The 21,911-nt window shown below is 64.6% G+C and carries 23 protein-coding genes; 13 read left to right on the plus strand and 10 right to left on the minus strand.

Annotated features, from left to right (window positions below; genetic code table 11):
- The first annotated feature begins 23 nt into the window (after positions 1-23).
- Entirely contained in the window at positions 24-191 is a 168-nt protein-coding gene (gene rpmG, locus AC1ROK_RS10365; protein ID WP_055048921.1) for a 50S ribosomal protein L33, read from the plus strand.
- 350 nt (positions 192-541) lie between these two features.
- On the opposite strand, the gene AC1ROK_RS10370 is transcribed toward rpmG, so the two are convergent.
- Positions 542-1,912, minus strand: coding sequence for a PleD family two-component system response regulator (locus AC1ROK_RS10370; protein WP_492846521.1), 1,371 nt, complete (start codon positions 1,910-1,912; stop codon positions 542-544).
- A 54-nt stretch (positions 1,913-1,966) separates the two neighbouring features.
- Entirely contained in the window at positions 1,967-2,341 is a 375-nt protein-coding gene (locus AC1ROK_RS10375; RefSeq protein ID WP_055878215.1) for a response regulator, read from the minus strand.
- A 108-nt stretch (positions 2,342-2,449) separates the two neighbouring features.
- On the opposite strand from AC1ROK_RS10375, the gene AC1ROK_RS10380 reads away from it, so the two are divergent.
- The 10 genes from AC1ROK_RS10380 to AC1ROK_RS10425 all read left to right on the plus strand — a co-directional run bounded on the left by AC1ROK_RS10380 (position 2,450) and on the right by AC1ROK_RS10425 (position 11,327).
- Positions 2,450-2,722: a DUF3572 family protein gene (locus AC1ROK_RS10380; protein WP_492846523.1), complete on the plus strand. Its 273-nt coding sequence runs from the start codon at positions 2,450-2,452 to the stop codon at positions 2,720-2,722.
- Positions 2,723-2,726: 4 nt separating this feature from the next.
- Complete coding sequence (locus AC1ROK_RS10385; protein WP_492846525.1) at positions 2,727-4,055, plus strand: DNA polymerase IV; 1,329 nt, start codon at positions 2,727-2,729, stop codon at positions 4,053-4,055.
- Positions 4,036-4,500: a RidA family protein gene (locus tag AC1ROK_RS10390; protein ID WP_492846527.1), complete on the plus strand. Its 465-nt coding sequence runs from the start codon at positions 4,036-4,038 to the stop codon at positions 4,498-4,500. Before AC1ROK_RS10385 ends, AC1ROK_RS10390 begins: the two co-directional genes overlap by 20 nt.
- A gap of 76 nt (positions 4,501-4,576) precedes the next feature.
- Positions 4,577-5,338 (plus strand): glycerophosphodiester phosphodiesterase family protein, encoded by a 762-nt coding sequence (locus tag AC1ROK_RS10395; RefSeq protein ID WP_492846529.1) that lies wholly within the window; start codon positions 4,577-4,579, stop codon positions 5,336-5,338.
- Entirely contained in the window at positions 5,331-6,497 is a 1,167-nt protein-coding gene (locus AC1ROK_RS10400) for a GNAT family N-acetyltransferase (protein ID WP_492846531.1), read from the plus strand. The genes AC1ROK_RS10395 and AC1ROK_RS10400 overlap by 8 nt, the downstream gene beginning before the upstream one ends.
- 245 nt (positions 6,498-6,742) lie before the next feature.
- A complete protein-coding gene (locus AC1ROK_RS10405; protein ID WP_492846532.1) occupies positions 6,743-8,071 on the plus strand; it encodes a glycosyltransferase in 1,329 nt (442 codons plus the stop codon).
- Entirely contained in the window at positions 8,068-8,493 is a 426-nt protein-coding gene (locus tag AC1ROK_RS10410; protein ID WP_492846534.1) for an HIT family protein, read from the plus strand. The genes AC1ROK_RS10405 and AC1ROK_RS10410 overlap by 4 nt, the downstream gene beginning before the upstream one ends.
- A 1-nt stretch (position 8,494) precedes the next feature.
- A complete protein-coding gene (locus tag AC1ROK_RS10415; protein WP_492846536.1) occupies positions 8,495-9,130 on the plus strand; it encodes a YoaK family protein in 636 nt (211 codons plus the stop codon).
- A 112-nt stretch (positions 9,131-9,242) separates the two neighbouring features.
- Positions 9,243-9,506: a helix-turn-helix domain-containing protein gene (locus tag AC1ROK_RS10420; protein WP_492846538.1), complete on the plus strand. Its 264-nt coding sequence runs from the start codon at positions 9,243-9,245 to the stop codon at positions 9,504-9,506.
- Positions 9,507-9,581: 75 nt separating this feature from the next.
- Positions 9,582-11,327 carry a SulP family inorganic anion transporter gene (locus tag AC1ROK_RS10425; protein ID WP_492846540.1) on the plus strand — a complete coding sequence of 582 codons (1,746 nt, stop codon included), beginning with the start codon at positions 9,582-9,584 and terminating at the stop codon, positions 11,325-11,327.
- A 189-nt stretch (positions 11,328-11,516) separates the two neighbouring features.
- Here the strand turns inward: AC1ROK_RS10425 and AC1ROK_RS10430 are convergent, their stop codons facing one another.
- From AC1ROK_RS10430 to clpS, 3 genes are all read right to left on the minus strand, one after another.
- Positions 11,517-12,257 carry an SDR family oxidoreductase gene (locus AC1ROK_RS10430; protein WP_492846542.1) on the minus strand — a complete coding sequence of 247 codons (741 nt, stop codon included), beginning with the start codon at positions 12,255-12,257 and terminating at the stop codon, positions 11,517-11,519.
- Positions 12,258-12,331: 74 nt separating this feature from the next.
- Entirely contained in the window at positions 12,332-14,704 is a 2,373-nt protein-coding gene (gene clpA, locus AC1ROK_RS10435; protein ID WP_492846544.1) for an ATP-dependent Clp protease ATP-binding subunit ClpA, read from the minus strand.
- A 10-nt stretch (positions 14,705-14,714) separates the two neighbouring features.
- Complete coding sequence (gene clpS, locus AC1ROK_RS10440) at positions 14,715-15,116, minus strand: ATP-dependent Clp protease adapter ClpS (protein ID WP_492846546.1); 402 nt, start codon at positions 15,114-15,116, stop codon at positions 14,715-14,717.
- A 291-nt stretch (positions 15,117-15,407) separates the two neighbouring features.
- Between clpS and AC1ROK_RS10445 the strand changes: the two genes are divergently transcribed.
- On the plus strand, positions 15,408-17,069 hold the full coding sequence (locus AC1ROK_RS10445) for an SPOR domain-containing protein (protein ID WP_492846548.1): 1,662 nt from the start codon (positions 15,408-15,410) through the stop codon (positions 17,067-17,069).
- Between the two features lie 138 nt (positions 17,070-17,207).
- A complete protein-coding gene (locus AC1ROK_RS10450; RefSeq protein ID WP_055878237.1) occupies positions 17,208-17,486 on the plus strand; it encodes a hypothetical protein in 279 nt (92 codons plus the stop codon).
- A 2-nt stretch (positions 17,487-17,488) separates the two neighbouring features.
- Here the strand turns inward: AC1ROK_RS10450 and AC1ROK_RS10455 are convergent, their stop codons facing one another.
- The 5 genes from AC1ROK_RS10455 to mgtE form a co-directional block, all read right to left on the minus strand.
- On the minus strand, positions 17,489-18,391 hold the full coding sequence (locus tag AC1ROK_RS10455) for a division plane positioning ATPase MipZ (RefSeq protein ID WP_492846550.1): 903 nt from the start codon (positions 18,389-18,391) through the stop codon (positions 17,489-17,491).
- Between the two features lie 144 nt (positions 18,392-18,535).
- Positions 18,536-18,883, minus strand: a complete 348-nt coding sequence (locus AC1ROK_RS10460; protein WP_055878240.1) for a DUF4180 domain-containing protein — start codon at positions 18,881-18,883, stop codon at positions 18,536-18,538.
- On the minus strand, positions 18,883-19,314 hold the full coding sequence (locus tag AC1ROK_RS10465) for a DUF1489 family protein (RefSeq protein WP_492846552.1): 432 nt from the start codon (positions 19,312-19,314) through the stop codon (positions 18,883-18,885). The genes AC1ROK_RS10460 and AC1ROK_RS10465 overlap by 1 nt, the downstream gene beginning before the upstream one ends.
- The gene (locus tag AC1ROK_RS10470) at positions 19,311-19,988 is read right to left on the minus strand and encodes a glutathione S-transferase family protein (protein ID WP_492846554.1); all 678 of its coding nucleotides are present in this window, start codon (positions 19,986-19,988) and stop codon (positions 19,311-19,313) included. The genes AC1ROK_RS10465 and AC1ROK_RS10470 overlap by 4 nt, the downstream gene beginning before the upstream one ends.
- Before the next feature lie 358 nt (positions 19,989-20,346).
- The gene (mgtE, locus tag AC1ROK_RS10475; RefSeq protein WP_492846556.1) at positions 20,347-21,762 is read right to left on the minus strand and encodes a magnesium transporter; all 1,416 of its coding nucleotides are present in this window, start codon (positions 21,760-21,762) and stop codon (positions 20,347-20,349) included.
- Positions 21,763-21,911 lie beyond the last annotated feature (149 nt).

The raw sequence follows: 21,911 nt of genomic DNA on the forward strand, positions 1-21,911 counted from the left end.
AAGCCGTTGCAAGGAATGTGACCATGGCCAAAGCCGTATCCCTCAAGATCAAGCTCGTGTCGACTGCCGACACCGGCTTCTACTACGTCACCAAGAAGAACTCGCGTACCCAGACCGAGAAGCTCTCGTTCAAGAAGTACGACCCGGTCGTGCGCAAGCACGTCGAGTTCAAGGAAGCCAAGATCAAATAATCCGGCCTTTCCTGCCGCTTTCAAAACCCGCGCTCGCTGAGCGCGGGTTTTTCGTTATGGACATCACGAACGCAAAACGCCCGCCCCGATATACGGGACGGGCGTCTGAAGAAGCGGCTGGTCCGCTGCGGCATGTCGAAGAGGCCACTCTTGCCCGCTGCGAACCAGCCTCCCTACGGACCCAGGAGTTGCGGCGGACCTGAGGAGAACCGTAGGGGTGACTGCTGACACCGAAAGTGTCGGCGTATTTCTATGGAACCAACTTAACCCTTTCCGGCGTCAGAGCAAGTAGCCGCTCCACAACGTTACTAATCCTTAACCTTAATATTCCTGGATTGCTCCGATCGCAACTAGGCGGCGTCGACCACGACGCGATTTCGCCCCTCGCGCTTGGCGCGATAAAGAGCCACGTCGGCGCGCTTCAGCAGCAGTTCCGGAGTATCGGTTTCCTGCTCGTTGAGCGCCATGCCGACCGACACCGTGACCGACAGCGGCCGCCCGTTGCCGGCGTCAAATCCCTTCTCCGCCACGGCGCCACGCACCCGCTCGGCGACGCTCTGGGCTTGCCGCGCATCGGTGTCGGGCATCAGCACCACGAACTCCTCGCCGCCGAATCGGCAGGCGAGGTCGACGCCGCGAATGTTACGGCGCAACCGGTCGGCAAACTCGCGCAGCACAGCGTCGCCCGTGTCGTGGCCGTGCGTATCGTTGACGTCCTTGAAGTAGTCCATGTCGATCAGCATCACCGCCATGTCGCGGCTCTGCTGTTGTGCCTTCTGCAACAGGATCGACAAATGCCGCTCGAAGTAGCGCCGGTTGTATAGCCCGGTCAGTTCATCGGTAACCGCCAGCGCAAGAGTATTGTTGACGCTCTGGCGCAGCTCCACCGCGTAGCGCTGGCGGCGAATCTGGGTCCGCACCCGCGCCATCAGCTCGTTGCGTTCGACCGGCCGCATGATGAAGTCGTTGACGCCCAGGTCGAGGCCGCGGACCACGCGTGGCCGGTCGTCCTCCTCGGCGATCAGGATGATCGGCAGGGTGCGCGTCTGTTCGGCGGTCCGCATCTGCGAGCAGACCCGCAGCGGGTCGAAATCGCCCAGGGCCATCGACACCAGCGCCAGCTCGTAGTCGCCGCCGCTGACCGCCAGCACAGCGTCTGCCGGGTTGGCGAGAATATCGATGCGATTGTGTGCCTCGAGGTAGCCACGAATGCGCTCGGCATGGCGCAGGTCGGGATCGACCATGAGGATGCGACCGTCATTGTGGTCGATCGAGTCCATCGCCCGCATGGCGTCTTCGATGGCGATCTCCTGGCCGGTACGCGCCCGGGCGCGTAACTCGTCGGTCAGGGCCTTGAGGCGCACCAGGCTCTTCACCCGCGCCATCAGTTGCACGTCGTCGACCGGCTTGGTCAGAAAGTCGTCGGCCCCGGATTCGAGCCCGCGCACCCGGTCGGAAGGCTGGTCGAGCGCGGTCACCATCAGCACCGGGATGTGACTGGTCCGGCGGTCGGCCTTCAGCCGCGCGCACACCTCGAAACCGTCCATCTCGGGCATCATCACGTCGAGCAGGATGATATCGATCTCGCCCTCGGCGCAAATGGCGAGAGCTTCCTTGCCGGACGCTGCCGTAACGACGTCGAAATACTCAGCCGAAAGCCGCGCCTCGAGCAGGCGGACATTGGTTGGAATATCGTCGACGATCAGCACCCGCGCCGTCAAAGACCTCAGGCCCCGCGATTTGAGGAAATCTGCCCGATGCCAGCCAGGCAAAGCCTAGTTGGCAGGTCCAATGTAGCGGGCAATGGTTTCCAAAAAGTGAGGCACGGAGATGGGTTTGGAGATGTAACCCTCGCATCCGCCCTGCAGGATTCGCTCCTCGTCGCCCTTCATGGCGAAGGCGGTCACGGCGATGACGGGAATCGACATCAGCTCGTCGTCTTCCTTGAGCCATTTGGTGACCACCAGCCCCGAGACCTCCGGCAGCTGAATGTCCATCAGAATCAGGTCAGGGCGGTGCGCTCGGGCAAGGTCCAGCGCCTCCAGCCCATTGCGGGTCTGGATGATCGAATATCCACGCGATTCAAGCAGATCGTTGAAGAGCTTCATGTTGAGCTCATTGTCTTCGACGATCATGACGGTCTTGGGCATACGGGACTCAAATCCACCCTGAACGGGGTCGGCAGGCCCTCGTGTTCTGCCCGAAGTTCGGGGTAACATCAATCGATTACGTCCCGTCCCCTTGCCGAGCCCCTGCCCTTGCCCAAAACCCCCGAACTCACCTCCCGCACACTGGGCGACATCTGCCTCCACCAGCTCGCCGAGAACCCGGCGCAGTTGGCCGAGTTCATGACCATGACGGGCTATTCCCCGGACGCGCTGCGCAAGGCCGCCGGCGGCGACGGCCTTGATCGCGGGCTGATCGACTATTTCGCCTCCAACGAGGCGCTGCTGCTGGCGCTCTGCGCCAATAACAGCTTCAAGCCGGACGACTTCATGCGCGTCTGGGCCCGACTGAATCCGGCGGGATGAGGCCATGCTGGCGATCTGCCGCGACTGCTCGGCGACGGTGGAGGCTTTCGAGGCTCCCACCCGCTGCCGCACGTGCGGATCGCCCAGAATCAAGGCGCATGACGAACTGGGCGCGCTCAGCATCGCGCATGTCGACTGCGACGCCTTCTACGCCTCGATCGAGAAGCGTGACGACCCGAGCCTCGTCGACAAGCCGCTGATCATCGGCGGCGGCGTGCGCGGTGTTGTCTCCACCTGCTGCTACATCGCCCGGCAGTACGGCGTGCGCTCCGCCATGCCGATGTTCAGGGCCAAGGAACTCTGCCCGCACGCGGTGATCATCCCGCCCAACATGGCGAAATATGTCGCGGTCAGCCGCGAGATCCGCACCTTGATGGATCAACTGACGCCGCTGGTCGAGCCATTGTCGATCGACGAGGCGTTTCTCGATCTCACCGGCACCGAAGCGCTGCACAAGGCCAAGCCGGCCGTGGTCCTCGCCCGCTTCGCCAAGCGCGTCGAACAGGAGATCGGCGTCACCATCTCGGTGGGGCTCAGCCACAACAAGTTCCTCGCCAAGGTCGCCTCCGACCTCGACAAGCCACGCGGCTTTGCGGTGATCGGCAAGGCCGAGACGCTGGCGTTTCTCGCGCCGCAGCCGGTGACGCTGATCTACGGCGTGGGCAAGGTGTTTGCCGAAACGCTGCGCAAGGACGGCTTCGAGACCATCGGGCAGTTGCAGGCGACGCCGCCCGAGCAGTTGATGCGCCGCTATGGCGATGCCGGCGCCCGGCTCTCCCGGCTGGCGCGCGGCGAGGATGCCCGCGCCATATCGACTGACGACCAGATGAAGACCGTCTCCGCCGAGACCACCTTCAACACCGACCTGAGGACATTCGAGGACCTCTCGACCGAACTGCTGGCGCTTTGCGAGCGGCTCTCGGAGCGGCTCAAAGCCAAATCGATCACCGGCGACACGGTTACGCTCAAGCTCAAGTCGGCAGGTTTTCGCTTGCGCACCCGGGCCCGGCAATTGATGATCCCGACACAGCTTGCCAACGTGCTCTACGAGACCGGCGTGCAGCTCCTCGCTCGCGAGATTGACGGGACGGCATTCCGGCTGATCGGCATTGGTGTCAGCGGCATCTCGGAGGCTGACGGCATCGATCCGGTCGACCTGATCGAGCCGGGAATCGCCAGACGAGCCGCGGCCGAACGGGCCATTGATCGTGTACGCGATCGCTTCGGCCGGGACGCGGTGATCCGCGGCAAGCTATACGACCGGGTGAAGGCTCGCGCCGCCCGCAACGCAGACAAAGACGAAGAGAACCAGGATGACCAGCCCCCTCGATAAGCTCCGCGAATATGGCTACGAGCTGCCGCAGCCGAAAGCGCCGGTCGCCACCTATGTGCCGATCACCCGGACGGGCAACATCATCTACGTGTCGGGCCAGATCTCCTCGGGCGCCGAGGGCGTAGTGACGGGCCTGCTGGGCGATACCATGAACGTCGTTCAGGGCGGCAACGCCGCCGAGCTCGCGGCGGTCAATTTCCTCAGCCAGATCGTCCACACGGCGGGCGTCGACCTCAGCAAGGTCAAGCGGGTGCTGAAGCTCACGGTGTTCGTCGCCTCTACCCCCGATTTCGCCGAGCACCACCTCGTCGCCAACGGCGCCTCCAACCTGATCGTCGGCGTGCTGGGTGACAAGGGCAAGCATGCCCGCTCGGCCGTCGGCATGGCCGCCCTGCCGTTGGGCGCCGCGGTCGAGGTCGAAGGCATCATCGAAGTCGAGGACTGAACGAGGGCGACGCGAAAGTGTCATGCGGGGGTGCTAGCGCCCGGGCGCCCTAACTCCCATATGACGGCTTGACAGCATGTGCGCCAAACCCAATTTCGATCGTCCCATTGCCCACCGCGGTCTGCACGACCGCGGTCGCGGCATCATCGAGAACACCGCGAGCGCCTTCGCGGCGGCGATCGAGGGCGGCTACGCCATCGAGTGCGACGTCCAGCTCAGCCGCGACGGCATCCCGATGATCTTCCATGACGACGACCTCGACCGGCTGACCGGCGTTGCCGGTCCGGTCGGCGCGCGAAGCATGGCGGAGCTTTCGACTTTCACCCTGCTCGACAGCGCCGCCGGCGATACGCCGCAGCGGTTCGACGCATTCCTCGCCCAGATCAATGGCCGGGTGCTGCTGCAGATTGAACTGAAACAGCAGCCCAACCAGGCCGCCACCGAAGTACTGGCGCAAACGGTGATGGATGCGCTCAAGGGCTATCGCGGGCCGGTGACGCTGGAGTCGTTCGACCCCAAGCTCATCATCGAGGTAAAAAAACGCGGCGCCACTATGCCGGTAGGCATCGTCACCTATGCCTATGACGAGCCGGAATGGGACCAGCACCTCAGTGACGCAACGAAGTTCATGCTGCGCCACCTGCTGCACTGGCCGGTCAGCCGCTTCGATTTCATCTCCTGCCGCGACAAGTCGCTCGACCTGCCGGCGGTGAAGCTGTTCCGCTCGTTCGGCATGCCGGTCACAGCCTGGACCATAAAATCGCCGGCTGCGGCGCTGGCCGTGCTCGGCAAGGCCGACCAGATCGTATTCGAGGGGTTCGATCCTCCAAGTGCCTGACGAAACGCTCAGCGCCGACGTGCTCAACTCCATCGCGGAGATCCCCGCGGAGGTGTGGAACGCGCTGGCGCCTGCGCATGACGGGGTGGTCGACAACCCGTTCCTCGATCACCGGTTCCTCGTCGCGCTCGAGCAGTCCGGCTCGGCTTCCAATCGCACCGGCTGGCAGCCACAACATCTGCTGCTGAGCGACAGCGCAGCCACGCCGGTCGGCGCCATGCCGCTCTACCTGAAGTCGCATTCCCAGGGCGAGTACGTTTTCGACCATGGCTGGGCCGATGCCTTCCAGCGCGCCGGCGGCGAGTACTACCCGAAGCTGCAATGCGCCGTACCGTTCACCCCGGTCACCGGCCCGCGCTTTCTCGCCAGGGACGATGCCAGTCGCACTGCGCTGATCCGCACGGCGGAGACCCTCGCCACCCGCAACAACATCTCCTCGGTGCACGCCACCTTCGTCAGCGAGGCCGAAGCCGACCTGGCCCGCGCCTCGGGCTGGCTGGTCCGCCACGACACCCAGTATCACTGGCACAATGACGGCTTTTCGAGCTTTGAGGATTTCCTCGGTACGCTGTCATCGCGTCACCGCAAGGTTACCCGTCGCGAGCGCCGCGACGCGCTGGAAGCCGATGGCCTGACGGTCAGATGGCTCACCGGGTCCGACCTCACCGAAGAGGTCTGGGACCAGTTCTTCGAGTTCTACCAGGATACTGGCAGCCGCAAGTGGGGCCGCCCCTACCTCAACCGCCGCTTCTTCTCGCTGCTCGGCGAGGCGATGGCCGATCGGGTCCTGCTGATGTTCGCCTATGATGGCGACGCGCCGATCGCCGGCACCTTCTCGATGATCGGGCACGACCGCCTCTACGGTCGGTATTGGGGCGCCACCCGTAACGTGCCGTTCCTACATTTCGAGCTCTGCTACTACCAGGCCATCGACTACGCCATCGCCCACAAGCTGCCGGTGGTCGAGGCCGGGGCGCAGGGCGAGCACAAGCTGGCGCGCGGCTACGCGCCTGCCACCACCCGCTCCGTGCACTGGATCGGCCACCCGGGCCTTCGCGACGCCGTTTCCCGCTTCGTGGCGCAGGAGCGCGCCTCGGTGGCGCGCGAGCAGGAACAGTTGGAACGCTACACCCCATTCAGACATGGGGACCCGCATTAGGGGATTTGACCGTTTCGTTGAAGCGGTGAGATACTCTAAGCCTTTGATTTGTCGCGCCTTCGAACCGGAAAAGTCTGCGACTTTTCCTGAATGCGCTTTAGCTGTGAGTTGCGCGCCCGGCGGCACTGTGGTTCGAAGGCACCACACTGGACGGGCTCGGGTCTGACGCGGTATTTTCCTGCCTCAGCCAGACCATACTCTCGATAGATATGACGGCCGCCTCCTCCCGAGGCCCTGGAGACCGAATGAGCAAGCGTATCGCCATAGCCGCGATTGGTACGATGGGGGATGTCCAGCCCTTCGTCGCGCTTGCACTGGCGCTGAAGAAGCGCGGTCACTCGGTGGTGCTTTGCGCTACCAACGACTTCGAGGGTTTCGTCACCGGTCACGGCGTCGAGTTCGCGACGCTGGGCAGTGATATCCAGGCCTTCATGCGGCAGAGCCAGTTCGACAACGTCATGTCGAAGAACTCGCTGCTCTATGCGCCAAAACTGCTGCGTGACGGCCAGAAAATCATGAAGACGGCCTGCCGGCACCTCTGGGCCACCGCCCAGGACGTCGATGCCATCATCTTCCACCAGACCACCAATTTCGCCGTCGACGTCGCCGAAGCGCTGGATATCCCGGCGATCATGACCGCCTTCCAGCCGATCAACCCGACCGGCGAGTTCCCGTATTTCGGCTATGACGGCCCACCGCCCGAGCCGCTGTTCAACCGCATCAGCCTCGATCCGCTGTTCAACCGGCTGAGCTACGTGGTGCAGGCGGCGCACCAGAGCTACTACGATTTCCCGCGCGACCGAATGCGCGCCAAGCTGCTGGGGCTCAGGAGCCGCAAGCGCTCGGGCTTTTCCAAGAACGCCCGCGGCGAGCCGATCCCGGCGTTGCACGCCTACTCCCCGGTGATCTCCCCGCGCCCCGGCGACTGGCCGGAGACCACCGTCGTCACCGGCTTCTGGCGCCTCGACGACATTACCGGCTGGGAGCCGGACGCCTCGTTCCGCAAGTTCCTCGATGCCGGTGAAGCGCCGATCTATCTCGGCTTCGGTTCGATGCCCTGGGGCGCGGCGCGTAACACCGAGATCATCACCAAGGCGCTCAGGGAATGGGGCGGCCGCGCCGTGGTCGGCAAGGGCTGGGGCGGCATCAAGGCCGAGGATCTGCCCGACACCGTCTACACCATCGACAAGGCGCCCCACACCAAGCTGTTTCCGCTGATGAAGGCGTTGGTGCACCATGGCGGCGCCGGCACCACCTATGCCGGCCTTTACGCCGGCCGCCCGACCTTCGTCGTGCCGCATTTCTTCGACCAGCCCTACTGGGGCCGCCGGGTCTACGAACTGGGCTGCGGCCCCGCCCCGGTTCGCCTCAGAAAACTCACCCCGGGCATCCTCGCCTCGGCGCTCGATGAATTGGCCACCGATGCCACGTTCGAGATCGCTGCCGCCGAGCTGCGCGATCGTCTCGTGCTCGAGGACGGCACCGGGCTCGCCGCCGACATCGTCGAAGAGACGATCGAGACTTATCCGGGAAACCTCTACGACAGCGACGACGTGATGGAGACCGCCTCGTGACCGCCTACGACCCGAGCAACATCTTTTCGAAGATCATCAAGGGCGAGATCCCGTCCCACAAGGTCTACGAAGATGCGGACGTCCTTGTCATGATGGACATCTTCCCGCAGTCGAAGGGGCATGTACTGATCATCCCCAAGGCGGCGTCGCGTAACCTGCTCGATGCCGATCCCGCTGTGCTCGCCCGCACCATCCCGCTGGTGCAACGCGTCGCGAGGGCGGCGCAGAAGGCGCTGAACCCCGACGGTATCCGCGTCGTGCAGTTCAACGAGGCGCCGGCCGGGCAGTCGGTCTTCCACCTGCATTTCCACGTCATCCCGGTCTACGAGGGGGTTCCCGTCGGCCGGCACGGTGAAAGCGGCAAGGCGGACGACAGCGAGCTCGCCGCGCAGGCCAAGGCCATCGCAGCCGCCCTCGCCTGACGTGACGCCCACTCCACAGCTCAGCCTTGGCCTGCTGCTCACCGCCGCCGCCGGGATGATCGACGTCGTCGGCTTCATTGAGCTGGGCGGCTTCTACACCTCGTTCATGAGCGGCAATACCACGCAGTTGGGCGCCGGTCTCGCCCACCTCGGCCCTGCTCTCGCCCTGCCGGCCGGCCTGATCGTGATGTTCGTCATGGGCAGCTTTCTTGGCAGCCTGATCTCGGGGATCGGCCAGCGGCGGGGCCGCGTCGGCGTGCTGGCGGTCGTCATTGCCGGCCTGCTGGTGACGCTGGTGCTGCACGCCAATGGGTTCTCCGCCGCCCAGGCCATGCTGGCGCTCGCCACCGCTGCCGGTGCGCAGAACGCCGCACTGCCGCAAACCGGGGCCGTCAGGCTGGGCGCCACTTTCGTTACCGGCACGCTGTTCGCGGTGGGCCAGGACATGGCGCGCGCCGTCCGCCGCGAAGCTCCGCCGCTGCGCTGGCTGCAGCACCTGCTGGTCTGGCTGGCGCTGTTGCTCGGTGCTTCCATCGGGGCCTTCGCCTACGGCCAGTGGCAGGTTGGAGCGTTGATCGTGCCCGGGGCGATCTACCTCGCCTTCCTGTGCGCCTATGTGGTCCGGGCGCCGCGCTAGCCGCCTGGCTTTTCGACTCCCGGCGAAGCTGCTAGAAATCCCAACAGTGATGTGCAGCACATCAGTTCGTCGACATTCTACGCTAGACTTCCTCGTCCAGGCGTTAGCACCGATGATGACCGCCGCCCAATTGCGGGCCGCCCGCGCCCTGCTCGGCATCGACCAGAAAACCTTGGCCGACATGGCCGGAGTATCGTTGCCCACGATCCAGCGCATGGAAGCGAGCGATGGCACCGTACGCGGCATCGTCGAAACCCTCACCAGAGTGATCGAGGCTCTCAACGAGGCCGGCGTCGAACTGATCGGCGACAACGCCCGAAGCGATACCGGTGGCCGCGGCGTACGCCTCCGACGACCCACACCGAAGACCGACTAAGTTCCAGACGTCATTTGGGCGATCACGGCCCCTGCCACCGATGATTGCCGCGCTTGTTGAAAGGCGAATGATCCGATGGCCAGTTCCGCCCGCACCTCCCGTGCCGCGCCGCCTGCCCTTACCGAGCTTTTCACCCCCAAGCTGATCACCGTGTTGCGCGAGGGGTATGGGCTCGCCGACCTCAGGGCCGACATCCTCGCCGGGCTCACCGTCGCCATCGTCGCGCTGCCCCTGTCGATGGCCATCGCCATCGCCTCGGGAACGACGCCCGAGCGCGGACTGTTCACCGCCGCCGTCGGGGGGTTCCTGGTCTCGGCGCTGGGCGGCAGCCGCTTCCAGATCGGCGGACCGGCGGCGGCGTTCACGGTGCTGGTCGCCTCCACCATCAGCCGCCACGGGCTCGACGGACTGCTGCTCGCGACGATCATGTCCGGCCTGTTCCTGCTGTTGATGGGAGCGTTCCGACTCGGCAGCTACATCAAGTTCATCCCCTACCCGGTGACGGTCGGCTTCATCTCGGGGATCGCGGTGATCTTGTTCGTGGGCCAGATTCACGATCTGCTCGGTCTGACACTGCCGGGAGCCGATCCGGCGGACATCCTTCCCAAACTTGCGACACTGGCGGCTGCCATCGGGACCACCAACCCGGCCGCCCTCGGCATCGCCGCGCTCGCCGTCGGCGTCATCATAGGGCTGCGACGCTGGCGTCCGCACTGGCCGGGTATACTCATCGCCGTGATTGCGGCCTCGCTTGCAGGCGCATTGCTGCAGTTGCCGGTCGAGACCATCGGCACGCGCTTCGGCGGTATTCCCAGCACGCTGCCCAGCCCCGCGCTACCCCCCTTCTCCCTGGACAAACTCCAGGCCGTTCTCCCCGACGCGATCGCCTTCGCCTTGCTGGGCGCCATCGAGTCGTTGCTTTCCGCCATGGTTGCAGATGGCATGACCGGGCGGCGGCATCGTTCCAACATGGAACTGGTCGCGCAAGGCGTCGCCAATATCGGCTCGGCACTGTTCGGCGGCATCTGCGCCACCGGCACGGTGGCCCGCACCGCCACCAATGTCCGCTCGGGCGCCCGCAGCCCATTGGCCGGAATGTTCCACTCGGTGTTCATCGTGCTGTTCATGCTGGTCGCCGCCCCGCTTGCGAGCTTCATCCCGCTCGCGGCTCTCGCCGGCGTGCTCGTCGTCGTTGCCTGGAACATGGCCGAAAGGACCGCCTTTGCGACCCTGCTCCGTACCTCGCCGGGCGACGCAGTGGTGTTGCTGGCGACATTCGGGCTCACGGTGTTCCGCGGCCTCACCGAGGGCATCGTCGTCGGCTTCGCGCTGGGGGCGCTGCTGTTCATCCACCGAATGGCTCAGCATGCCGGAGTCGAAGTGCACGCGCCTCCGGTTCCCGAGGATCAGGCCGACACCGCCGGCGCTGCTCGCCTGCCCTACGACCCCAGCATCGCCACCGACCCCGATGTCGCCGTCTACCGCATCACCGGTGCCTTCTTCTTCGGCGCAGCGGCGACCGTCGGCTCGGTGCTCGAACGCATCGCCGACCAGCACCGTGCCTTCGTGATCGATTTCTCAGCCGTGCCGTTCATCGACTCGACCGCCGCCAACACCATGGGAGGCATCGCCCGCAAGGCGGCCCGCCACCACGTCGTGCTGCTGCTCTCGGGCGCCACCCCGGCGGTGCGGAAATCGCTCACCACGCATGGCGTCAGCGCCCCCACGGTGCTCTACGAGCGTACCGTGGAGGCCGCCATCAGTGCTGCGCATGCCGAGATCGCCCGGCGCGCTTCGCCCGACGTCAGCGCGCCAGCCTAGAGCGCTTGCAGGAAGCGTTGCAGACTGTTCCGGCTCGAAAGCGACACCAAATCAACGGATTAGGTCCTTTCACCGCTTGACTTGAGCGATGAACGGACCCGGAGCGTTTCGCGTGCCGGCCGAGGCACTGCCCCGCACTCCTGTGCAAGCCAGCGCTGGTGCACGCTACCAACGCTAGCGGCCATCCAGCTAGCTCAGGAACTCGGTCCGCGCCCGCTCGATCACCAGCGAACGGATCGCAACGTTCCGGGGCTGGCCGAGCACGAACAGGATCGACTCGACCACCTCCCTGTCGCTCAGCGCGTCGTCGACGCCGCGCGGATGGTCCCAGTTCTCCTCCAGCGGCGAGGTGTCCTCGATATGGCCGGGATAGACAGAGGTGACCCGTACGCTGGTGCCGATCATCTCCTCGGTCAGCGCCTGCACGAAGCCGTTCTGCGCGTGTTTGGCGGCGACGAACGGCACCGATGAGCCGCGCATCCGCGCATAGGGCAACCCGCTCATCGAGACCACCGTATGGATGTCCGCCTCGGGCCGTTTCAGCAGCAGCGGCAGCAGGCGCTGCGTCAGCGCCATGGTGCCGGTCACCGTCGAGTCAACCACCGCAGCGATCTGCGCGTCGGTCATCGCCTGGTAGGAGCCGCCCACCCATTGCGAGCCGGAATTGACGAGAATGTCGAGCTCGGGGTGCACCGTGGCGATCTTGCTCGCCGCGCCGGTCACCGACAGTGGGTCGGCGAGATCGCAGACGAAGGCGTCCGGCCGCTTGCTCGTCCGCTGCTCGATGGCGTCAGCCACCGCGCCGATACCGGCCGCGTTGCGGCCCAGCAGGAGCGGGATCATCCCGCGGTCCGCGGCGACGATGGCCAGCGCCGCCCCGAGGCCGCGCGCCGCGCCTGATATGGCGATGGTCTTGCCCTCAAGTCCCATTCATTCCTCCCCCGATAGTGCCAAGAAAAAGGCCGGGAGTACTCCCGGCCTTCCATAGCTCCCTGCATGGGATCTCAGCTTTTCTCTTCCGCCGGCTTGTCGGCTGCGGCCTTGGCCTTCTTGGCCTTGGGCGCCGCGATGGCCTTGGGTCGGGCCGGCCGCGGCGGAACCGCGATCAGCTCGAGCTTGGCCTCGGTGCCGACGCCGACCACTGCGACCGTGACCGAGCCGCCGTTCTGCAACTCGCCGAACAGCACCTGGTCGGCCAGCGGCTTCTTGACGTATTCCTGGATCACGCGGCCCAGCGGGCGCGCACCCATGCGCTCATCATAGCCGCGGATCGCCAGCCACTCGGCGGCTTCCGGGGTCAGCTCGATGGTCACGCCGCGCTCGGCCAACTGGCCTTCGAGCTGCAACACGAACTTTTCGACCACCCGACGGACGACTGCCGGCGGCAGCGGGCCGAACGAGATGATGGCATCGAGCCGGTTGCGGAATTCCGGCGTGAACATCCGGTTCACCGCTTCCTCGTCGTCACCCTGCTCGCGCTTGCGGCCAAAGCCGATCGGCGACTTCTGCAGCTCCATGGCGCCGACGTTCGAGGTCATGATCAGGATCACGTTGCGGAAGTCGACCGACTTGCCGTTGTGGTCCGTCAGCTTGCCGTGATCCATCACCTGCAACAGGATGTTGAACAGGTCCGGATGGGCCTTCTCGATTTCGTCGAGCAGCACCACGCAGTGCGGATGCTGGTCCACGCCATCAGTGAGCAGGCCACCCTGGTCGAAGCCGACATAACCCGGAGGGGCGCCGATCAGCCGCGAGACCGTGTGCCGCTCCATGTACTCGGACATGTCGAAGCGCAGCAGTTCCACGCCCAGCGTATCCGCCAGTTGCTTGGCCACCTCGGTCTTGCCGACGCCGGTCGGGCCGGTGAACAGATAGGAGCCGATCGGCTTTTCCGGTTCACGCAGCCCCGCACGGGCCAGCTTGATCGCCGACGAGAGCGCTGTGATCGCCTGATCCTGGCCGAACACCACGGTCTTGAGATTGCTCTCAAGGTTGGCGAGGAGCTCCGAATCCGACTTCGACACCGACTTGGGCGGGATGCGGGCCATCGTGGCGATGGTCTGCTCGATATCGGCGACGTCGATCGTCTGCTTGCGGTTCTCCGGGGTCAGCAGCATCTGGCTGGCTCCGGTCTCGTCGATCACATCGATCGCCTTGTCCGGGAGCTTGCGGTCATTGATGTAGCGCGCACTCAGTTCGACGGCGGCCTTCAGCGCGTCGTCGGTGTATTTCAGCTTGTGGTAGTCCTCGAAATACGGCCGCAGGCCCTTCACGATCTCGATAGCGTCCGGGATGGTCGGTTCGGCGACGTCGATCTTCTGGAAGCGGCGGACCAGCGCCCGGTCCTTTTCGAAGAACTGCCGGTATTCCTTGTAAGTGGTCGAGCCGATGCAGCGGATGTTGCCGGAAGCCAGAGCCGGCTTCAGCAGGTTCGATGCATCGAGCGCGCCGCCCGAAGTGGCGCCGGCGCCGATTACGGTGTGGATCTCGTCGATGAAAAGGATCGCGTCCGGATGCTTCTCCAGCTCCTTCATCACGGCCTTCAGCCGCTCTTCGAAGTCGCCGCGATAGCGGGTGCCGGCCAGCAGCGAGCCCATGTCGAGCGCATAGATCACCGCCTCGCGCAGCACCTCGGGCACGTCGCCCTCGATGATCTTGCGGGCGAGGCCCTCGGCAATGGCGGTCTTGCCCACGCCGGCGTCACCGACATAGAGCGGGTTGTTCTTAGAGCGGCGGCAGAGGATCTGGATGGTCCGGCGCAGCTCGCTGTCGCGGCCGATCAGCGGATCGATCTTGCCGGCCCGGGCCTTCTCGTTGAGGTTGACGCAGAAATCGGCCAGCGCCGAGCTCTGCCCGTTGCCGGCGCGCTCGCCTTCCTCGCCCTGGCCGTTGCCGGCCGGAGTCTCGGCGCCACGCACGCGGCGCTCCTCGCTCGGCCCCGACTTAGTGATGCCGTGCGAAATGAAGTTGACCGCGTCGAGCCGCGTCATGTCCTGCTGCTCGAGGAAGTAGGCGGCATGGCTCTCGCGCTCGGCGAAGATGGCGACGAGCACATTGGCGCCCGTAACCTCTTCCTTGCCGGACGACTGCACATGGATCACGGCGCGCTGGATGACGCGCTGGAACGCCGCCGTCGGCCGCGCGTCCTGCCCGTTGGGCACCACGAGGCTGTCGAGTTCCTCGTTGATGAAGTCCTCGAGGTCCGACTTCAGCGCTTCGATGTCGACATCGCAGCCGGTCAGCACCGCGATGGTATCGCGGTCGTCGGTGAGCGCCAGCAGCAGGTGCTCGAGCGTGGCGAACTCATGCGCCCGCTCGCGCGCCAGGTTCATCGCCTGATGGAGGGCCTTCTCAAGTCCGCGAGAGAAAGAGGGCATATGTCGGTTCCTATTGCTTTTCCATCACGCACTGAAGTGGGTGCTGGTTCTTGCGGGCCGCGTCCATCACCCTGGTGACCTTGGTCTCGGCCACCTCGAAGGGGTACACACCACATTCGCCGACGCCCTGGTTATGGACGTGGAGCATGATGCGCATGGCCTCTTCGCGGGTCTTGTTGAACACATCCTGCAGCACCAGGACGACAAACTCCATCGGAGTGTAATCGTCGTTGAGCAGCAGCACCCGATAGAGGCTGGGCCGTTTGCTCTTGGTCTTCGGCTTCGTGATGGTCGCCGTATCGTTCTTGCTTCCCCCATTGCCGTTGCCGCCTTTGCGGTCATCGTCAGCCCCGCGTGGCGGCACCTTGGATGCACCAGTGGTCGGGAGCGTCAGTTCGATGGCTGCACGCATGGCTCGGGTCTGGGGGAGATCGGTTCGAAGCAGCATGGTGAGGCCATTATGTAGGCAAAACTCCGTGCCTGTTAAGTGGCCAAGTACCTAAACTTTGGAGCAGGTGCTCGGCGAAGGGGGCGCTTAACCAAGTCCCCGAAATCCATCGCATTTTACGGAATGGTAAGACCGGGTGCCTAAGGTGATGGGTAACAGGGAACGTGGCTGGTCTCATTTGGGGAGGATCGGCCGCAGGTTCTCGAGGCGTTGAGTACGGGCGGCGTTTTCGCCCGAGAGTAGTTGGAGTACCGGGTGCTTTCGCAGAAGCATTTTTCCCATTCGCGCGCGCTGTTCGGGCGCATCGCCGCGGCGATCGCGCTGACCCTCGCGCTGCTGGCGCCGATGATTTCGGCTGCCGAAGCCGCCACCGTGCCACGCAAGTTCGCGGGCATCGTGGTCGACGCCAAATCCGGCAAGATCCTCTACGAAAGCTCGGCCAACGCCGCGCGCTACCCCGCCTCCGTCACCAAGGTGATGACTCTCTATGTCCTGTTCCAGGAACTGGAGGCCGGTAACATTACGTTGAATACCAAGTTCACGGTGTCGAAATACGCTGCGCAAGCGGTGCCGACCAAGCTTGGGCTCAAGGCCGGCTCGACCATCACTGTCGAGAACGCCATCAAGGCCATCGTCACCATCTCCGCCAACGACATTGCCCGCGTGATCGCCGAAAACATCTCCGGCTCCGAGAGCGCCTTCGCCAAGCGGATGACCGCCACGGCCAAGGCGCTCGGCATGTCGAACACCACCTACCGCAACGCCTCGGGGCTGCCTGACAAGGGGCAGGTCACCACCGTCGCCGACCAGGCGATCCTGGGCATTGCCGTCTACCAGCACTTCCCGAACTACTACGAGTATTTCCAGACCCGGAGCTTCTCGTACGGCAAGCGCACCTACGGCAACCACAACCGCCTGCTGGGCAACAATGGCGTCGACGGCATCAAGACCGGCTACACCAACGCCTCGGGCTTCAACCTGCTTACTGCCGCGCGTGCCGACGGCCACCACATCGTCGTCGCCGGCTTCGGCTTCGACTCGAGCGGCGCCCGCGACGCCAAAGTGCGCGAGCTGGTCAAGAAGTACCTGCCCAAGAGCCGCACCGGTGGCTATCTCGACGTCGCCATGATCCCGCAGCCGGGCCGCAAGGGCGCCACCGTGATGGTCGCCTCCGCCGATCCCGTGCCCGTGATGCCGGCGCCCTACCCGTCCTTCCGCATCGGCGGCGGCACCGTTTCGGTTACCGCCAAGCTGCAGCCGACCGAAGCCACGCAGCAGGCCGACGACATCGTCGTTGCCTCGATCGGCGAAGGCGCCCCATTGCCCGAGGCCCGTCCTGCCGATCTCGGCTTCGACGAAGCCGTGCAGGCCGCCAATACGCTCGCCAGCCGCCCGACCATTGCCAGTATCGCGCCGCAGCAGGAACGCCCGCTCGATGTGATCGGCGCCTGGCTCAGCGACACCTTCTCGCTCGGCGCCGCGCCCGCTCCGCTCGGTCAGACCGCCCCGTCCGCCCCGCTGCTGCCGCCGGTCGGCATCGGCGAAGAAGGCCAGCCGATCGACCTGATGACCTCGGGTGGCATCGGCGACACCGCGCCCGATATCGTCGAAGACCAGGCCGCTCCGGCGCCGCTCGCCGCCACTGAAGTGGCCGAGGTCCCGCAGGAAGTCAGCGGTGGCTGGATCGTCCAGATCGGCGCTGCGCCGACCGAAGGCGGCGCCAACTCCCTTATCAGCGACGCTTCGTCCAAGGTCGGTGACCTTGGGGCAGCTCGCGCCTATGTCGAACGGTTCGAGAAGAACGGGCAAGTGTTCTTCCGCGCCCGCTTCGGCGGCTTTGGCGGCCGTGAAGATGCGGCCGGCATGTGCAACCAGTTGAAGAAAGCCAAAATGAGCTGCCTCGCGATGCAGTCCTAAGCATTAGTCGGTCGCGCTTCCGATCCCCGGATCAAGTCCGAGGAAGAAAAGTCTGCAACTTTTCCTGGAAACGCCCCGAGTCGCGAAAAGCAGCCGCCTCAGGGAAGCGAATTTGTGGCCTGTGTTGGAGTAGCCCAAATGAGCGATACGTCTAGCCTCACCGAACTCGCCCGATTTGTAGGGCAGTCGGCCCTCGCGTCCGAAGATGCCGTTGTCCGCAGGCAGGCGGTCAATGCCATGGTGACGCGGTTCAACCCCGGCCTGAAGCGCCGCGGCGTCGGCGATCTGCTCGGCGTGGTGATGGCGCTCAGCGCCCGCACCCGCCGCATGCTGATGCCGCATGTCGAGATCGAACTCGACGTGTTCGCGCCGGCCGGCGGCCGCGCCGTGACGGTCACCTTGCCCCGCCGATCCTGAAGTTACTCGCCGGCCATATGCTCGAAATTGGCCGGCTCGCCGGCGCTGGCCGCCAGCGCCTTCTCGCCTTCGATGCGAGCCTTGGCCCGCTCGCTCACCGGCAGTCTCAGCGCCTCGACCAGCGCCCGGTACTCCTGCCGGGCACTGAGATGCGACATGGACGGCAGTCCGCCGAGCATTTCCGCATCCAGCGGATCGAACACCGTCATCCCGGTCGGGAACAGGGAGCGGAAGATCACACGCTCGGCTATGCCATCGGCCACGCGGCAACCCAGTCGCACCGCAATCTTCTCGATGGCCCCCTGCACGATCTTGGTCGAGCGCGACGGCAGCATCGAGATACGGTTGCGCACGATTACCCAGTCGATGGTGCGTCCGTCGATCGACAGCCGCTCAGTGCGCGCTCGTTGCACCAGCCGCGCATAGTGGCTCATCTCCCTCGGATCACCGGTCACCGGGTCCACATGCGCCATCACATCGAGATCGATGATCGAGTCGTTGAGCGGGGTAATCAGCGTATCGGCCAGCGAGTGCGCCAGCCGGGTCAGGTGGGTATCGAATCCGGGTGTATCGACAATCAGGAAATCCGCATCGCCCTCGACCTCGATGATCGCCTGCCGGAACAGGTCGAACTCGACGCGCTGGTTTTCCTTCACCGAATCCGACTTCGACAATGGGAGATGGAAATGCGTGGCGTGCGGCAGCTTCAGATCGTGCGCCTGGGCCCAGTTGCGGCGGTTGCGCACATAGTGGGTCAGCGTCTGCTGGCGGCTATCGACGTCGATCGAAGCGACGCGAAAGCCTTGATACATGAGGAAAACGGCAAGATGGAACGCCGTGGTCGACTTGCCGGAGCCGCCCTTCTCATTGCCGACGACAATGACATGCGTCCCTGTCCTGCCCATCAGTCTCCCCTGCCGCTCCGGTAGCCCGAAGCGACGCGATTTCGGGATTCGGTATGTGTTCGCCCGGGCGGACTATTGATGAGACACCCACCCCGTTCAAGAGGGTGTTTCAGCACCGGGCGATGACAGGCACGCAACGTCACCCTAAAGCCGCGCTTCCAGCGCTGCCCGGTCGGCGAGGAACATCACCTGTCCGCGCCGGTTGCTCTCATAGATGAAGTCGCGCAGCGACGGGCTTTCGGCGGTGAAGCGCGAGATGTCGCCGAGGATGGCAACGCGAAAACCGTATTGTTGGAACTTCTGCAGCACCGCGCCGGCGAGCCCGCTGCTCAGCCAGAAGAAATCGTCCACCAGGTGTTCCACCGGGATGGCAATCAGGTCGATGCCCAGCCCATAGGTCGAGCCGATCACATCGTTGCTGTCCACCTCGGCGGCAATCACCGGCCCTTCGTAGAAGCCAACATTGACGCCCTTGATCGCTGTGCTCTGCATCAGATCAGTCCTAGTTTCGCCAGCTCTTCAGCGAGTTCGAGCGAGCCTTCCTCCTCGAAACCGCCTTTGCCGATATCGGCGGGTGCATCCCTGGGGTCAAGGTAGCGCCAGCCCTGGAACGGCGACTTCGGCCGCGGGATGGTGCGAACCATGTCCGGCGCCATGATGATGTCGCAGCACTTGAGCCCCTGCTCGTCGACTGCCTCGGCGAGCCTGAGGATCGGCTGGCGGCAGCGGATCACGCCAGAGATCACCCAGTAGATCGAGCCCTGCCCCTCCATCTCGTCCTTGCGCTTGGGCATGGTGCGGGTGCGGTGGACGTGCACGTCCTCGCCGTAATCGGCGCCCCACCAGTGCGCACGCTCGCTGCGATAGGACTCGAGCTCCTCCAGCGTCGCAACGCCGACGCAGAGCTTGATCATGTGCATCATGCGTTGCCGGCCGCGTCCCGTTTGGCGAGGATGATGTCAATCTCGTCCTGCTCGACCACCCACGGCTCCTTCACCGCCTCGGCGAACCACTCCTGGAAGGCTGGCAGTGCGTAGATCGCCTCGACATACTCCTGCGCCAGATCGCTCACCGGCAGCTCGTAGGTGCGGATGCGCGTCGCCACCGGCGCGAACATGGCGTCGGCGGCATTGAACGAACCGAACAGGTACGGGCCGCCGGAGCGGGACAGCAGGTCGCCCCAGATCCGCTCGATGCGCTTCAGGTCATCGGCGACCTCGTCGAAGTCGACCTTGCCCGGATGCGAGGCCCTGAGGTTCATCGGCGCCGCATCGCGCAGCGCCAGGAAGCCGCCATGCATTTCGGCGGCAGCCGAACGCGCATAGGCCCGCTCCACGCGATTGGACGGCCAGATGCCCTTGGCCGGGTACTTGTCGTTGAGGTACTCGATGATCGCCGTCGTCTCGGGCAGCACGACGTCGCCATCGACCAGCACCGGCACTCTGCCGCTCGGCGACTTCTTGCGCAGGTTCTGCTGCCAGCCCTCGCCGTTGAGCAGCACCAGCTCCTCGTCAAATGCGATACCGAAATGGCGGAGCACGAGCCAGGCGCGCAGCGACCAGCTCGAGTAGTTACGATTGGCGAAGATGAGCTTCATAGGTCGGCCTCAAAAGCGGAAGGGCGCCGAGTGGCCCGGCGCCCTTCCAAAATTCTGTACTATCGAAGGACCTTCAGGTCCAGTTGCACCCCGTCCTAGGCGCCGGCAACGATAGTGAACACGAGTGACATGGCCAGCAAACAGACGAGTGTCCAGGACACTGTCGGTAAGGCGGAACGCCACCATTCGGTCTTTGATTGGCCTCGCATCAAAGCTCCTTCTTGCCGTTCACGGGCTGCCGCAATCACACTTGGTGACGAAATTGCGACAGTAATGATTCGTTAACTCGGCGAGGGCGTGGTTGGGAAGTGGCGGGAAAGCCACAGTGGATAGGTCGAGTATCCCTGTGGAAAGCGCTTCAGAACAGCCCGAACCAGAGCCCGGCCAAACCCAAAAACGCGAAGAATCCAATCACATCGGTGACAGTGGTGACGAACACCGAGGAGGCGATTGCCGGGTCGACCTTCAGCCTGTTGAGGGTCAACGGGATCAAAATTCCGGCGCTGCCGGCGGCGATCATGTTGATGATCATGGCGAGGCCGATGACCATTCCAAGGCTGACATTGGCGTAGCGGAGCCAGGTGACGGCGCCAATCAGCACCGCGAAGATGCAACCGTTGAGGAAGCCGCCGGTCACCTCGCGCACGATCAGGCGGCGGACCCGGCCCCGGTCGAGGTCACGGGTCGCGAGCGCCCGCACCGTCACCGTCATGGTCTGCGTGCCGGCATTGCCGCCCATCGAGGCAACGATCGGCATCAGCGCTGCCAGCGCCACCATCTGCTCGATGGTGGCGTTGAACAAGCTGATCACGAACGAGGCAAGCATGGCGGTGATAAGGTTCACCACCAGCCACGGGGCACGGCTCCGCACCGTCGACAGCACGTTATCCGACAGCTCTTCGTCGCCCACGCCGCCGAGCAGCTTGATATCCTCGGTGGCCTCTTCGTGGATGACGTCGACGATGTCGTCGACGGTCAGCACGCCGACCAGTCGCTTGTTCTCGTCGACCACGCCAACTTCCACCAGATCATAGCGCTCGAAGTCGCGCGCTGCCTCTTCCTGGTCTTCGGTGGCTTCCACGGTGAGGACATCGTGGTTCATCAGGTTCTCGATGCGCACCTGCCGCTTGGCGCGCAGGAACTTGTCGAGCGGGATGGTGCCCAGCACCCGGTAGCCGGGATCGACGACATAGAGCTGGTAGAACTCGTCCGGCAGGTCTTTTTCGACCCGCAAGTAGTCAATGGTCTGGCCGACGGTCCAGAATGGCGGGATGGCGATGAAATCGGTCTGCATCCGCCGGCCGGCGGAGTCTTCGGGGAAATCGAGGCTGCGCTTGAGGCTCAGCCGCTCGAAGGCCGGCAGCTGCGCGAGGATTTCCTCGCGGTCGCCGGCGTCCATATCCTCGAGAATGTAGACCGCGTCGTCATTGTCGAGCGTCGCGACGCCGCGCGCCACATCCTCGGCCGGCAGCTCCTCGATCAGATCGGTACGGACGTTGTCGTCGACCTCGGTCAGCGCCAGGTAGTCGAACTTGTCGCCCAGCATCTGGACCAGCGCTACGCGCTCATCCTGCTCCAGCGCCTCCAGCACGTCGCCGGCATCGGCGGCGTGCAGCGGCTCCATCATCTCGGCGACGTCATGCTCTTCGCCCGCCAGGAGGTGGGCGCGCAGCCGCTCGATCCAATCCTGATTCAGGTGATCGTCCGGACCGCGAAGCGCGTTCGGATCGGGCCGGGCTTCCCCGATTTCCGCGATGTCGGATTCATTGGTCATGGAGACCCCGGGAGGCTGGCGCTTCGGGTTCACTATCATTTCACCGTTTCCTCGAAACGATGAAATGATCTAAGTCTTTGATTTGTCGCCCTTTCGAACCGGAAGAGTCTGGCAACTTTTCCTGAAAGCGCTCCTAAGCTGGTGTAGCC

It is taken from the genome of Devosia sp. GW821-FHT12F11, from assembly GCF_058806655.1.

Excerpts from the sequence above, each read along its gene's own strand:
- rpmG (WP_055048921.1), top strand. The coding sequence starts at position 24 with ATGGCCAAAGCCGTATCCCTCAAGATCAAGCTCGTGTCGACTGCCGAC.
- AC1ROK_RS10375 (WP_055878215.1), bottom strand. The coding sequence starts at position 2,341 with ATGCCCAAGACCGTCATGATCGTCGAAGACAATGAGCTCAACATGAAG.
- AC1ROK_RS10385 (WP_492846525.1), top strand. The coding sequence starts at position 2,727 with ATGCTGGCGATCTGCCGCGACTGCTCGGCGACGGTGGAGGCTTTCGAG.
- AC1ROK_RS10390 (WP_492846527.1), top strand. The coding sequence starts at position 4,036 with ATGACCAGCCCCCTCGATAAGCTCCGCGAATATGGCTACGAGCTGCCG.
- AC1ROK_RS10395 (WP_492846529.1), top strand. The coding sequence starts at position 4,577 with ATGTGCGCCAAACCCAATTTCGATCGTCCCATTGCCCACCGCGGTCTG.
- AC1ROK_RS10405 (WP_492846532.1), top strand. The coding sequence starts at position 6,743 with ATGAGCAAGCGTATCGCCATAGCCGCGATTGGTACGATGGGGGATGTC.
- AC1ROK_RS10420 (WP_492846538.1), top strand. The coding sequence starts at position 9,243 with ATGATGACCGCCGCCCAATTGCGGGCCGCCCGCGCCCTGCTCGGCATC.
- AC1ROK_RS10425 (WP_492846540.1), top strand. The coding sequence starts at position 9,582 with ATGGCCAGTTCCGCCCGCACCTCCCGTGCCGCGCCGCCTGCCCTTACC.
- AC1ROK_RS10430 (WP_492846542.1), bottom strand. The coding sequence starts at position 12,257 with ATGGGACTTGAGGGCAAGACCATCGCCATATCAGGCGCGGCGCGCGGC.
- clpA (WP_492846544.1), bottom strand. The coding sequence starts at position 14,704 with ATGCCCTCTTTCTCTCGCGGACTTGAGAAGGCCCTCCATCAGGCGATG.
- clpS (WP_492846546.1), bottom strand. The coding sequence starts at position 15,116 with ATGCGTGCAGCCATCGAACTGACGCTCCCGACCACTGGTGCATCCAAG.
- AC1ROK_RS10450 (WP_055878237.1), top strand. The coding sequence starts at position 17,208 with ATGAGCGATACGTCTAGCCTCACCGAACTCGCCCGATTTGTAGGGCAG.
- AC1ROK_RS10455 (WP_492846550.1), bottom strand. The coding sequence starts at position 18,391 with ATGGGCAGGACAGGGACGCATGTCATTGTCGTCGGCAATGAGAAGGGC.
- AC1ROK_RS10460 (WP_055878240.1), bottom strand. The coding sequence starts at position 18,883 with ATGCAGAGCACAGCGATCAAGGGCGTCAATGTTGGCTTCTACGAAGGG.
- AC1ROK_RS10465 (WP_492846552.1), bottom strand. The coding sequence starts at position 19,314 with ATGATGCACATGATCAAGCTCTGCGTCGGCGTTGCGACGCTGGAGGAG.
- AC1ROK_RS10470 (WP_492846554.1), bottom strand. The coding sequence starts at position 19,988 with ATGAAGCTCATCTTCGCCAATCGTAACTACTCGAGCTGGTCGCTGCGC.
- mgtE (WP_492846556.1), bottom strand. The coding sequence starts at position 21,762 with ATGACCAATGAATCCGACATCGCGGAAATCGGGGAAGCCCGGCCCGAT.